This window comes from Streptomyces sp. NPDC050439, from assembly GCF_040655335.1.
Classification (GTDB): Bacteria; Actinomycetota; Actinomycetes; order Streptomycetales; family Streptomycetaceae; genus Streptomyces.
In genome coordinates, this window is sequence record NZ_JBFAJT010000007.1 from 380,447 (window position 1) to 392,794 (window position 12,348).

Here is a 12,348-nt window from a genome sequence, read left to right on the forward strand (position 1 = left end):
CACCCCACAGATGACTGACACCCCTGTGATCGGCGTCCTGGCACTCCAGGGCGACGTCCGGGAGCACCTGATCGCCCTGGCCTCGGCGGACGCCGTGGCCAGGCCGGTCCGGCGCCCCGAAGAGCTGGCGGAGGTGGACGGCCTGGTCATCCCCGGCGGTGAGTCCACCACGATCTCCAAGCTGGCCACCCTCTTCGGCCTGATGGAGCCCCTTCGCGCGCGCGTGCGGGACGGCATGCCGGTCTACGGCAGCTGCGCGGGCATGATCATGCTCGCCGACAAGATCCTCGATCCGCGCTCGGAGCAGGAGACGTTCGGCGGCATCGACATGATCGTGCGCCGTAACGCCTTCGGACGGCAGAACGAGTCCTTCGAGGCGGCCGTCGCCGTCGCGGGCATCGACGGTGACCCCGTGGAGGGTGTCTTCATCCGCGCCCCCTGGGTCGAGTCGGTCGGCGCGCGCGTCGAGGTGCTCGCCGAGCACGAGGGACACATCGTCGCCGTGCGCCAGGGCAACGCCCTCGCGACGTCGTTCCACCCCGAGTTGACGGGCGACCATCGCCTGCACGAACTATTCGTCGGGATGGTGCGGGGGAACGCGGCGGCGCGATCCTAGTAGGATCCGGGGGTCCCCCTGGTCCCTTAGGGTCGGGGGAGTTCGTACAGGTTGGGTAACGCGAAGGAGACAGGCAGATGTCCGGCCACTCTAAATGGGCTACGACGAAGCACAAGAAGGCCGTGATTGACGCCAAGCGCGGCAAGCTCTTCGCGAAGATGATCAAGAACATCGAGGTCGCGGCCCGCACGGGCGGCGCCGATGTGTCCGGTAACCCGACCCTCTTCGACGCCATCCAGAAGGCCAAGAAGAGCTCGGTCCCGAACAAGAACATCGACTCCGCGGTCAAGCGCGGCGCCGGTCTCGAAGCCGGTGGCGCCGACTACGAGACGATCATGTACGAGGGCTACGGCCCCAACGGCGTCGCGGTCCTCATCGAGTGCCTCACGGACAACCGCAACCGCGCGGCCTCGGACGTACGCGTCGCGATGACCCGCAACGGCGGCTCCATGGCCGACCCGGGCTCCGTCTCGTACCTCTTCAACCGCAAGGGCGTCGTCATCGTCCCCAAGGGCGAGCTGTCCGAGGACGACGTTCTCGGCGCGGTCCTGGACGCGGGCGCCGAAGAGGTCAACGACCTCGGCGAGTCCTTCGAGGTCCTCTCCGAGGCCACCGACATGGTCGCGGTCCGCACCGCGCTCCAGGAGGCCGGCATCGAGTACGACTCGGCCGACGCCAACTTCGTCCCGACCATGCAGGTCGAGCTGGACGAGGACGGCGCCCGGAAGATCTTCAAGCTGATCGACGCGCTGGAGGACAGCGACGACGTGCAGAACGTCTTCGCCAACTTCGACGTGAGCGACGAGGTCATGGAGAAGGTCGACGCGTAGGCGCGCCCCTGTCGTAGCGCTGACGGGCCGACGGGACACACCCCCGTCGGCCCGTCGCGTTGTCAGAGGGACCCGATAACCTGCACGGACAGGCAACGGGAGGGGATTCATGCGCGTGTTGGGGGTCGACCCAGGGCTCACCCGCTGCGGCGTCGGTGTCGTCGACGGAGTGGCCGGACGACCGCTCACCATGCGCGGCGTCGGTGTCGTGCGGACGCCGCCGGACGCCGAGCTCGGCCACCGATTGGTCGCCATCGAGCAGGGCATCGAGCAGTGGCTCGACGAGCACGACCCCGAAGTCCTCGCGGTGGAGCGGGTGTTCAGCCAGCACAACGTGCGCACGGTCATGGGCACGGCCCAGGCGAGCGCCGTCGCCATGCTGTGCGCCTCGCGGCGCGGCATCCCCGTCGCCCTGCACACGCCCAGCGAGGTCAAGGCCGCCGTCACCGGCAGCGGCCGCGCGGACAAGGCGCAGGTCGGCGCGATGGTCACCCGCCTCCTGCGGCTCGACGCACCGCCCAAGCCCGCCGATGCCGCGGACGCCCTCGCCCTCGCCATCTGTCACATCTGGCGCGCCCCGGCGCAGAACCGCCTCCAGCAGGCCGTGGCCCAGAACCGCCTCCAGCAGGCGGCGGCCCAGCACGCCTCGAAGACCCCGAAAGCCCCGACCGCCCGCACCGCACGGGCAGCACAGAAAGGCCGTACCGCATGATCGCCTTCGTCAGCGGCCCCGTCGCCGCCCTCGCCCCCGATTCCGCGGTGGTCGAGGTCGGTGGCATCGGCATGGCCATCCAGTGCGCGCCGAACACGCTCTCCACCCTGCGCATCGGCCAGCAGACCAAGCTCGCCACCTCCCTGGTCGTCCGCGAGGACTCCCTCACGCTGTACGGCTTCGCGGACGACGACGAGCGCCAGACCTTCGAGCTCCTGCAGACGGCGAGCGGCGTCGGGCCGCGGCTCGCGCAGGCCATGCTCGCCGTGCACAGCCCGGACGCCCTGCGCCGCGCGGTCGCCACCGGTGACGAGAAGGCGCTCACCGCGGTCCCGGGCATCGGCAAGAAGGGCGCCCAGAAGCTGCTCCTGGAGTACAAGGACCGCCTCGGCGAACCCCTCGGCACGGGCGGCCCCGCCATCGGCACCCCTGTCACCTCCGGCTGGAGCGACCAGCTGCACGCGGCGCTGATCGGCCTCGGGTACGCGACGCGCGAGGCCGACGAAGCCGTCGCCGCCGTCACCCCGCAGGCCGAGGCGTCCGAGAAGCCGCAGGTGGGCCAGCTCCTCAAGGCCGCGCTCCAGACGCTGAACCGCACCCGCTAGCACGTGCCGGCCCCTTCAATACCAGAACCACACCGCGAGGCGAGCTCATGAACTGGGACGAGACGACCGACGACGCGACCGCCGCACCCGGCGCGGCCGAGCGGCTCGTAGGTGCGTCCGCCGACGGCGAGGACCAGGCGGTCGAGGCCGCCCTGCGCCCCAAGGACCTGGACGAGTTCATCGGCCAGGAGAAGGTCCGCGAGCAGCTCGACCTCGTCCTGCGCGCCGCCCGCGCCCGGGGCGCCACCGCCGACCACGTCCTGCTCTCCGGAGCCCCCGGCCTCGGCAAGACCACCCTCTCGATGATCATCGCCGCCGAGATGGGCGCCCCGATCCGCATCACCAGCGGCCCGGCCATCCAGCACGCGGGCGACCTCGCGGCGATCCTCTCCTCCCTCCAGGAGGGAGAGGTGCTCTTCCTCGACGAGATCCACCGGATGTCGCGGCCCGCCGAGGAGATGCTCTACATGGCGATGGAGGACTTCCGCGTCGACGTGATCGTCGGCAAGGGCCCCGGCGCCACCGCCATCCCCCTGGAGCTGCCGCCCTTCACCCTGGTCGGCGCCACCACCAGGGCAGGCCTGCTGCCGCCGCCGCTGCGCGACCGCTTCGGCTTCACCGCGCACATGGAGTTCTACGAACCCGCCGAGCTGGAGCGGGTGATCCACCGCTCCGCGCAGCTGCTCGACGTGGAGATCGACCCGGCCGGCGCCGCCGAGATCGCCGGACGCTCGCGCGGCACGCCCCGTATCGCCAACCGCCTGCTGCGCCGCGTACGGGACTATGCGCAGGTCAAGGCCGACGGAGAGATCAACAAGGACATCGCCGCCGCGGCCCTGAAGGTCTACGAGGTGGACGATCGCGGCCTCGACCGCCTCGACCGCGCGGTCCTGGAGGCCCTGCTCAAGCTCTTCGGCGGCGGACCCGTCGGCCTGTCGACGCTCGCCGTCGCCGTGGGGGAGGAGCGCGAGACGGTCGAGGAGGTCGCCGAGCCGTTCCTGGTGCGCGAGGGACTGCTCGCGCGCACCCCCCGCGGCCGGGTCGGCACGCCCGCCGCATGGGCGCATCTCGGCCTTGTTCCGCCGCGGCAGGCGGGCGGAATCGGACAAGGGGACCTGTTCGGGGCGTGACGGCGCGCGTACTCGCCCGGTCAGGAACTGCGGTGCCATGCTGAGCGTTGTTCGTTAGGTGCGGACTCGCTTAGACTCCGCCGATGCCGCCCTTGTGGGCGGCGTGCCCACCCCCGTCCATCAGGCCGCTTATCTGCGCGGTCATGCGAAGGAAACTCCGTCCCGTGAATATCGTGACCCTCCTCCCCTTCATCGTGCTCATCGGGGCCATGTTCCTGATGACGCGCTCCGCCAAGAAGAAGCAGCAGGCGGCCGCGCAGATGCGCAATGAGATGCAGCCCGGCACCGGCATCCGCACGATCGGGGGCATGTACGCCACCGTCAAGGAGGTTCACGACGACGCCGTCCTCCTTGAGGTGGCTCCTGGTGTGCACGCGTTCTACGCGAAGAACTCCGTGGGCGCCGTCCTCGAGGACGACGAGTACAACCGCATCGTGCACGGCACGAGTGCCGTGAAGACGGACGACCCCGTCGTCCCGGACGACGCCTCCTCCCTCACCGAGACCGACGAGCCCGCCGCCGACGCTTCCGACGACTCGCCCATCGACCTCGGCAAGAAGGACGCGGACAGCGCCCCCAAGGCCGACGACGCCGAGCCGAAGAAGACCGACGGCGAGTCCGACGCGAAGTAACCACCGCCGGGGTCCGTGGGGTGCGCCGCTCGCGCTGCCACGGTCCCCGTAGTGCGTGGGTTTCGTGACGGGTCTCGACACCATTTCATGGCCGCCCGACCTGGAGACTCCCCGTTCAGCGCGGGGCAGTGCACCGGACGCCGGGGCGGTTGGACAGGGAGAACGAGAAGGTGGCAGCACCCAAGAAGGGCCGAAGGCAGAGCGCCCCGGGCAAGCCGGGACGCTCTTTGGTCTTCATCCTGATCGCCCTCGTGGCGCTCACCGGGGGGATGTTCCTCTCCGGGAACACCACGCCTCGCCTCGGCATCGACCTCGCCGGCGGCACGAGCATCACGCTCCAGGCGAAGGACGAGCCGGGCCAGAAGAAGAGCGCGATCAACCCGACCAACATGAACACCGCGGTCAGCATCATCAACAACCGCGTCAATGGTCTGGGTGTGTCCGAGGCCGAGGTGCAGACCCAGGGCGAAGACAACATCATCGTCAACATCCCCAAGGGCACGAACGAGAAGCAGGCGCGCGAGCAGGTCGGCACGACCGCTCAGCTCTACTTCCGTCCGGTCCTGACGGTGGCCAGCGGTGAGCCCACTCCGGAGCCGTCCGCCAGCTCGTCCGGCAAGGACAAGGACAAGGGCAAGGGCGACAAGAGCACGGACACGCCCGAGGCGACCGACAAGGGCGACGACAAGGCCTCCTCGACCCCGACCGCCACCGGCTCGCCCAGCCCGCAGGGCCGCGCCGTCACCGACGGCCTGAAGGCCGACGCGACCCCGACGCCCAAGGCCTCGGACAAGGGCGGCGACAAGGACAAGGGGGCGCCGACCCCCACCCCGTCCGCCGACCCGGCCACCGCGGCACTGCAGAAGAAGTTCACCGAGCTCGACTGCACGGACAAGGCGCAGCGCGGCAAGGTCGGCGACGGCGTCAGGCCGTCCGAGCAGACCATCGCCTGTGGCAAGAACAACGCCGGCCAGTGGGAGAAGTACGTCCTCGGCCCCGCGGAGCTGAACGGCAAGGACGTCGACGACGCCAAGGCCACGATCAACCAGCAGAGCGGTGCCTGGGTCGTCAACATGGAGTTCACGGGCGGCGGCTCGAAGAAGTTCTCCAAGACCACCGGCAAGCTCTCGCAGCAGCAGCCCCCGATGAACCAGTTCGCCATCGTCCTCGACGGTGAGGTGGCCTCGGCCCCCAGCGTCAACACGACGCTGAACTCCAACGCCGAGATCTCCGGCAGCTTCACCCAGGAGTCGGCCCAGGACCTCGCGAACATCCTGTCGTACGGCGCGCTGCCCCTGACCTTCCACGAGCAGAGCGTCACCACCGTCAGCCCCGCGCTCGGCGGCGAGCAGCTGCACGCCGGTCTGATCGCCGGCGCCATCGGCCTCGCGCTCGTCATCATCTACCTGGTGGTCTACTACCGCGGCCTGTCGCTGATCGCCATCGCGAGCCTCCTGGCCTCGGCGGCCCTCACGTACACCCTGATGACGCTGCTCGGCCCGGCCATCTCCTTCACCCTGAACCTGCCCGCGGTGTGTGGTGCGATCGTCGCCATCGGCATCACCGCGGACTCGTTCATCGTGTTCTTCGAACGCGTCAGGGACGAGGTCCGCGAAGGGCGTACGCTGCGGCCTGCCGTGGAGCGTGCCTGGCCGCGTGCCCGGCGCACCATCCTGGTCTCCGACTTCGTGTCGTTCCTCGCGGCCGCGGTGCTCTTCGTCGTGACCGTCGGCAAGGTCCAGGGCTTCGCGTTCACGCTCGGCCTGACCACGCTGCTCGACGTCGTCGTGGTGTTCTTCTTCACCAAGCCGCTGATGACCATCATGGCGCGCAAGAAGTTCTTCGCGAACGGCCACAAGTGGTCCGGTCTCGACCCGAAGCGTCTCGGCGCGAAGCCGCCGCTGCGCCGCACCCGCCGTGCCACTGGTTCTTCCGTTGGCCCTGTCGACCCGAAGGAGGCGTGAGGTGTCGAAGCTCGGCAATCTCGGCGCCAGGCTCTACCGCGGTGAGGTCGGCTACGACTTCGTCGGCAAGCGCAAGATCTGGTACGGCATCTCGATCCTGATCACCATCACGGCCATCGTCGGCCTCGCGGTGCGCGGCCTGAACATGGGCATCGAGTTCGAGGGCGGGGCGGTCTTCACCACCCCGAAGACCAGCGTCTCGGTCGCGCAGGCCGAGCAGTACGCGGAAGAGGCCTCAGGCCACGACGCGGTCGTCCAGGAGCTTGGCTCGGGCGGCCTGCGCATCCAGGTCGCGGGCGTGGACACCGCCAAGTCCGACCAGATCAAGGCGGAGCTCGCGAAGGACATGGACATCAAGTCCGAGTCCATCAACGCCGACCTCGTGGGCCCCAGTTGGGGTGAGCAGATCAGCAAGAAGGCCTGGACGGGCCTGATCATCTTCATGGTCCTCGTGGTGATCTATCTGGCGATCGCCTTCGAGTGGCGCATGGCGGTCGCCGCACTGATCGCCCTGATCCACGACATCACGATCACCGTCGGTGTGTACGCACTGGTGGGCTTCGAGGTCACCCAGGGCACGATCATCGGTCTGCTCACGATCCTCGGTTATTCGCTGTACGACACGGTGGTGGTCTTCGACAGCTTGAAGGAGCAGTCGAAGGACCTCACCAAGCAGACGCGGTGGACCTACAGCGAGGTCGCCAACCGCAGCATCAACAGCACCCTGGTGCGCTCGATCAACACCACGGTCGTCGCGCTCCTGCCGGTCGCCGGCCTGCTCTTCATCGGCGGCGGCTTCCTCGGTGCGGGCATGCTCAACGACATCTCGCTGTCGCTGTTCGTCGGCCTCGCGGCCGGTGCGTACTCCTCGATCTTCATCGCCACGCCGCTCGTCGCCGATCTCAAGGAGACCGAGCCGCAGATGAAGGCGCTCAAGAAGCGCGTCCTCGCCAAGCGCGCCGCCGCGGCGGCCAAGGGCGAGTCCGTGGAGAGCGCGGCGCAGGACGAGTACGACGACGAGCCGCAGGAGGACGAGCCCGCGGGGGCGGCCCCGGCGGGCGTCGTCGGACCGCGCACGCAGCCGGCCTCGCGGGGCCGCGGCCGCGGCCGTCCCTCGGGGAAGCGCCGATGACCGAGCTCGCCGGCACGTCGGAGCTGCTGCTCAGCCGCATCCGGGACGTCCCCGACTACCCCGAGCCCGGGGTGATGTTCAAGGACATCACCCCGCTGCTCGCGGACCCGGAGGCCTTCGCCGCACTCACCGAGGCCCTCGCGGACCTCGCCGTGCGGTACGGCGCCACGAAGATCGTCGGCCTTGAGGCCCGCGGCTTCATCCTGGGCGCCCCGGTCGCGCTGCGCGCCGGGCTCGGCTTCATCCCCGTGCGCAAGGCGGGCAAGCTTCCCGGAGCGACGCTCAGCCAGTCGTACGACCTGGAGTACGGCAGCGCCGAGATCGAGGTGCACGCCGAGGACCTCGCCGCCGACGACCGCGTCATGGTCATCGACGACGTCCTGGCGACCGGCGGCACCGCCGAGGCGTCCCTGCGGCTCATCCGCCGTGCGGGCGCGCAGGTCGCCGGAGTGGCGGTCCTGATGGAGCTCGGCTTCCTCGGGGGCCGCGCCAAGCTGGAGACGGCCCTGGAGGGCGCCCCGCTGGAGGCCCTCCTCACCGTCTGAGGCGTCTGAGCAGCCACCACGCACACCCTGAGGCGGGCCCGGAGGAATCCGGCGCCCGCCTCAGGTGTTTCTCCCGTAGTGAGCCGTCTCACGGGCTGAAGGCGAGCCGAAGGTCCAGGATCGATACCATGGGTTCTTCGGGGCCTGACCGGGGGACCCGGATCGCGCACAGGGAGCGCCTCTTGCCAGACGAGTCCAAGGCACTCACCGCCGCCAAGGCCGCAGAGCAGGCCAAGAGCGCGGCGGCACCCGCTGCCGCGCCCGCGAAGAGCACGCAGCCCGCCAAGGGCGCGACGCCGGCGAAGCGGGAGAGCACGCCCCCCAGCACCACGTCCGCACCGAGCAAGACGGGGGGCGACAGCGGCCCCCGGGAAAGGCCGGCCGTCGATTCCTCGCGTCCCAAGCCCCCCACCGAGGCCCGCGCGGGCAGCACGACGCCCACGCCCCGCCCCACCGCGGCCAAGAACGAGCGGTCCGGCTCCTCCAACCGCGTGCGCGCCCGCCTGGCCCGCCTCGGCGTCCAGCGTTCGAACCCGTACAACCCGGTCCTGGAGCCCCTGCTGCGGATAGTGCGCAGCAACGACCCCAAGATCGAGACGGCGACGCTGCGCCAGATCGAGCGCGCCTACCAGGTCGCCGAGCGCTGGCACCGCGGTCAGAAGCGCAAAAGCGGCGACCCGTACATCACGCACCCCCTCGCCGTGACGACGATCCTCGCCGAGCTCGGCATGGACCCGGCCACCCTGATGGCCGGGCTCCTGCACGACACCGTCGAGGACACCGAGTACGGCCTCGACACCCTCAAGCGCGACTTCGGCGACCAGGTCGCCCTGCTGGTCGACGGCGTCACCAAGCTGGACAAGGTCAAGTTCGGCGAGGCCGCGCAGGCCGAGACCGTGCGCAAGATGGTCGTCGCCATGGCCAAGGACCCCCGCGTCCTGGTCATCAAGCTCGCCGACCGCCTGCACAACATGCGCACGATGCGGTATCTCAAGCGCGAGAAGCAGGAGAAGAAGGCCCGCGAGACGCTCGAGATCTACGCGCCCCTGGCCCACCGCCTGGGCATGAACACCATCAAGTGGGAGCTGGAGGACCTCGCCTTCGCGATCCTCTACCCGAAGATGTACGACGAGATCGTGCGCCTGGTCGCCGAGCGCGCCCCCAAGCGCGACGAGTATCTCGCCATAGTGACCGACGAGGTCCAGGCCGACCTGCGCGCCGCCCGCATCAAGGCCACCGTCACCGGACGCCCGAAGCACTACTACAGCGTCTACCAGAAGATGATCGTCCGCGGCCGTGACTTCGCGGAGATCTACGACCTGGTGGGGATTCGTGTACTTGTCGACACGGTCCGCGATTGTTACGCCGCTCTCGGCACCGTGCACGCGCGATGGAACCCGGTCCCCGGCCGGTTCAAGGACTACATCGCGATGCCGAAGTTCAACATGTACCAGTCGCTGCACACGACGGTGATCGGCCCCAGCGGCAAGCCCGTCGAGCTCCAGATCCGTACGTTCGACATGCACCGCCGTGCCGAGTACGGCATCGCCGCGCACTGGAAGTACAAGCAGGAGCCGTCCGCCGGCGCCTCCAAGGTGCGTACCGACGTGCCGCGGAAGGCCGGCGGCAAGGACGACCACCTCAACGACATGGCGTGGCTGCGCCAGCTCCTGGACTGGCAGAAGGAGACCGAGGACCCCAGCGAGTTCCTCGAATCGCTGCGCTTCGACCTGTCGCGCAACGAAGTCTTCGTCTTCACGCCCAAGGGCGACGTCATAGCGCTCCCGGCGGGCGCCACCCCGGTCGACTTCTCGTACGCGGTCCACACCGAGGTCGGCCACCGCACCATAGGAGCCCGGGTCAACGGCCGGCTCGTGCCGCTCGAATCGACCCTGGACAACGGCGACCTGGTGGAGGTCTTCACCTCCAAGGCGGCCGGCGCGGGCCCGTCCCGCGACTGGCTCGGCTTCGTCAAGTCACCGCGGGCGCGCAACAAGATCCGCGCATGGTTCTCCAAGGAGCGCCGCGACGAGGCCATCGAGCAGGGCAAGGACGCCATCGCGCGCGCCATGCGCAAGCAGAACCTGCCGATCCAGCGCATCCTCACGGGCGACTCCCTGGTCACCCTCGCGCACGAGATGCGCTACCCCGACATCTCGTCCCTCTACGCGGCGATCGGCGAAGGCCACGTCACCGCGCAGTCCGTCGTGCAGAAGCTCGTCCAGGCGCTCGGCGGCGAGGAAGCCGCCAACGAGGACATCGCCGAGAGCACACCGCCCTCGCGCAGCCGCAGCAAGCGCCGCGCCAACGCCGACCCCGGTGTCGTCGTCAAGGGCGTCGACGACGTGTGGGTCAAGCTGGCCCGCTGCTGTACGCCGGTGCCGGGGGACCCGATCATCGGCTTCGTCACGCGCGGCAGCGGCGTATCGGTCCACCGCAGCGACTGTGTGAACGTCGACTCGCTCTCCCGCGAGCCCGAGCGCATCCTCGAGGTCGAGTGGGCGCCCACCCAGTCGTCGGTCTTCCTGGTCGCCATCCAGGTAGAGGCCCTGGACCGTTCGCGGCTGCTCTCGGACGTCACGCGCATCCTGTCGGACCAGCACGTGAACATCCTGTCCGCGGCCGTCCAGACCTCCCGCGACCGGGTCGCCACCTCGCGCTTCACCTTCGAGATGGGCGATCCCAAGCACCTGGGCCATGTGCTCAAGGCGGTCAGGGGAGTCGAGGGCGTGTACGACGTGTACCGAGTGACATCGGCGCGCAGGCCCTGAGCTCATCGCATCATGGGTCCGCCCCCGGCGCTGAAGCGCCGGGGGCGGACCCATGATGTCGAGCAGGCTGTGTCAGCCGCCTGTCAGCCGCCGAACTCGTGCAGACCCTTGAGGGCCTGGTCGAGAAGCGCCTGACGGCCGTCAAGTTCCTTCTGGAGCTTGTCGGCCTTGGCGTTGTTGCCCGCCGCACGCGCCTTCTCGATCTGGTCGACCAGCTTGTCGACGGCGGCCTGCAGCTGACCGGTCAGACCCTCGGCACGCGCACGCGCCTCGGGGTTCGTCCGGCGCCACTCGGCCTCCTCGGTCTCCTGCAGGGCACGCTCCACCGCGTGCATCCGGCCCTCGACCTTCGGCCGCGCGTCACGCGGGACGTGGCCGATGGCCTCCCAGCGCTCGTTGAGCGTACGGAAGGCGGCGCGCGCCGACTTGAGGTCCTTCACCGGGACGAGCTTCTCGGCCTCCTCGGCCAGCTCCTCCTTCAGCTTCAGGTTCTCCGTCTGCTCGGCGTCCCGCTCCGCGAAGACCGAGCTGCGCGCCGCGAAGAACACGTCCTGGGCGCCGCGGAAGCGGTTCCACAGATCGTCCTCGTGCTCGCGCTGGGCACGGCCCGCGGCCTTCCACTCGGTCATCAGGTCGCGGTAGCGCGCGGCCGTCGGACCCCAGTCGGTCGAGTTGGAGAGGGCCTCGGCCTCGCCGACCAGCTTCTCCTTGGTCTTGCGGGCCTCCTCGCGCTGGGCGTCCAGCGAGGCGAAGTGGGCCTTGCGCCGCTTGGAGAACGCCGAGCGGGCGTGCGAGAAGCGGTGCCACAGCTCGTCGTCCGACTTGCGGTCCAGGCGCGGCAGACCCTTCCAGGTGTCCACCAGGGCACGCAGCCGCTCGCCCGCCGCCCGCCACTGCTCGCTCTGGGCGAGCTCCTCGGCCTCGACGACCAGCGCCTCCTTGGCGTGCCTCGCCTCGTCCGACTGCTTGGCCTTCTGCACCTTGCGCTCTTCACGGCGCGCGTCGACGGTCTCGACGAGCTTGTCCAGGCGCGTGCTCAGGGCGTCCAGATCGCCGACCGCGTGTGCCTCGTCCACCTGCTGGCGCAGGTGGTCGATGGCGGTCATGGCGTCCTTGGCCGACAGGTCGGTCGTCTTCACCCGGCGCTCGAGAAGTCCGATCTCGACGACCAGACCGTCGTACTTGCGCTCGAAGTAAGCCAGGGCCTCGTCAGGAGACCCCGCTTTCCACGAACCGACCTCGCGCTCGCTGCCGTCGGCCTTGCGCACGTACACGGTCCCCGTCTCGTCGACGCGGCCCCACGGGTCGCTGCTCACAGCGCCTCCTCCACATGATGCCTGCGCAGGGCCTCGGGGCCCCCGGCATCGTCCACAGTTTCGTCACCGCCAACATAGGCGACCGGCGGGGATGC

The 12,348-nt window shown here is 69.6% G+C and carries 11 protein-coding genes; 10 read left to right on the forward strand and 1 reads right to left on the reverse strand.

The window, feature by feature from the left end:
- The first annotated feature begins 10 nt into the window (after window positions 1-10).
- From pdxT to AB0I66_RS29630, 10 genes are all read left to right on the forward strand, one after another.
- Window positions 11-616, forward strand: a complete 606-nt coding sequence (pdxT, locus tag AB0I66_RS29585; protein WP_363210988.1) for a pyridoxal 5'-phosphate synthase glutaminase subunit PdxT — start codon at window positions 11-13, stop codon at window positions 614-616.
- A gap of 77 nt (window positions 617-693) precedes the next feature.
- Window positions 694-1,446, forward strand: a complete 753-nt coding sequence (locus AB0I66_RS29590; RefSeq protein ID WP_363210989.1) for a YebC/PmpR family DNA-binding transcriptional regulator — start codon at window positions 694-696, stop codon at window positions 1,444-1,446.
- A 109-nt stretch (window positions 1,447-1,555) separates the two neighbouring features.
- A complete protein-coding gene (ruvC, locus tag AB0I66_RS29595) occupies window positions 1,556-2,158 on the forward strand; it encodes a crossover junction endodeoxyribonuclease RuvC (protein ID WP_363210990.1) in 603 nt (200 codons plus the stop codon).
- Window positions 2,155-2,763, forward strand: a complete 609-nt coding sequence (gene ruvA / locus AB0I66_RS29600; protein WP_363210991.1) for a Holliday junction branch migration protein RuvA — start codon at window positions 2,155-2,157, stop codon at window positions 2,761-2,763. Before ruvC ends, ruvA begins: the two co-directional genes overlap by 4 nt.
- 47 nt (window positions 2,764-2,810) lie before the next feature.
- The gene (ruvB, locus tag AB0I66_RS29605) at window positions 2,811-3,893 is read left to right on the forward strand and encodes a Holliday junction branch migration DNA helicase RuvB (RefSeq protein ID WP_363210992.1); all 1,083 of its coding nucleotides are present in this window, start codon (window positions 2,811-2,813) and stop codon (window positions 3,891-3,893) included.
- A 164-nt stretch (window positions 3,894-4,057) separates the two neighbouring features.
- A complete protein-coding gene (gene yajC / locus AB0I66_RS29610; RefSeq protein ID WP_363210993.1) occupies window positions 4,058-4,525 on the forward strand; it encodes a preprotein translocase subunit YajC in 468 nt (155 codons plus the stop codon).
- Window positions 4,526-4,695: 170 nt separating this feature from the next.
- The gene (gene secD, locus AB0I66_RS29615; protein WP_363210994.1) at window positions 4,696-6,489 is read left to right on the forward strand and encodes a protein translocase subunit SecD; all 1,794 of its coding nucleotides are present in this window, start codon (window positions 4,696-4,698) and stop codon (window positions 6,487-6,489) included.
- A gap of 1 nt (window position 6,490) precedes the next feature.
- Complete coding sequence (gene secF, locus AB0I66_RS29620; protein WP_363210995.1) at window positions 6,491-7,621, forward strand: protein translocase subunit SecF; 1,131 nt, start codon at window positions 6,491-6,493, stop codon at window positions 7,619-7,621.
- Entirely contained in the window at window positions 7,618-8,166 is a 549-nt protein-coding gene (locus tag AB0I66_RS29625; protein ID WP_363210996.1) for an adenine phosphoribosyltransferase, read from the forward strand. Before secF ends, AB0I66_RS29625 begins: the two co-directional genes overlap by 4 nt.
- Before the next feature lie 182 nt (window positions 8,167-8,348).
- Window positions 8,349-10,937, forward strand: coding sequence for a bifunctional (p)ppGpp synthetase/guanosine-3',5'-bis(diphosphate) 3'-pyrophosphohydrolase (locus tag AB0I66_RS29630; protein WP_363210997.1), 2,589 nt, complete (start codon window positions 8,349-8,351; stop codon window positions 10,935-10,937).
- 83 nt (window positions 10,938-11,020) lie between these two features.
- On the opposite strand, the gene AB0I66_RS29635 is transcribed toward AB0I66_RS29630, so the two are convergent.
- Window positions 11,021-12,253 carry a DUF349 domain-containing protein gene (locus tag AB0I66_RS29635; protein ID WP_363210998.1) on the reverse strand — a complete coding sequence of 411 codons (1,233 nt, stop codon included), beginning with the start codon at window positions 12,251-12,253 and terminating at the stop codon, window positions 11,021-11,023.
- Between the last annotated feature and the right edge of the window lie 95 nt (window positions 12,254-12,348).

What these genes read in the sequence shown, in the direction of transcription:
- ruvC (WP_363210990.1), top strand. Translation starts at nt 1,556, where the DNA reads ATGCGCGTGTTGGGGGTCGACCCAGGGCTCACCCGCTGCGGCGTCGGT.
- AB0I66_RS29590 (WP_363210989.1), top strand. Translation starts at nt 694, where the DNA reads ATGTCCGGCCACTCTAAATGGGCTACGACGAAGCACAAGAAGGCCGTG.
- ruvB (WP_363210992.1), top strand. Translation starts at nt 2,811, where the DNA reads ATGAACTGGGACGAGACGACCGACGACGCGACCGCCGCACCCGGCGCG.
- AB0I66_RS29625 (WP_363210996.1), top strand. Translation starts at nt 7,618, where the DNA reads ATGACCGAGCTCGCCGGCACGTCGGAGCTGCTGCTCAGCCGCATCCGG.
- pdxT (WP_363210988.1), top strand. Translation starts at nt 11, where the DNA reads ATGACTGACACCCCTGTGATCGGCGTCCTGGCACTCCAGGGCGACGTC.
- ruvA (WP_363210991.1), top strand. Translation starts at nt 2,155, where the DNA reads ATGATCGCCTTCGTCAGCGGCCCCGTCGCCGCCCTCGCCCCCGATTCC.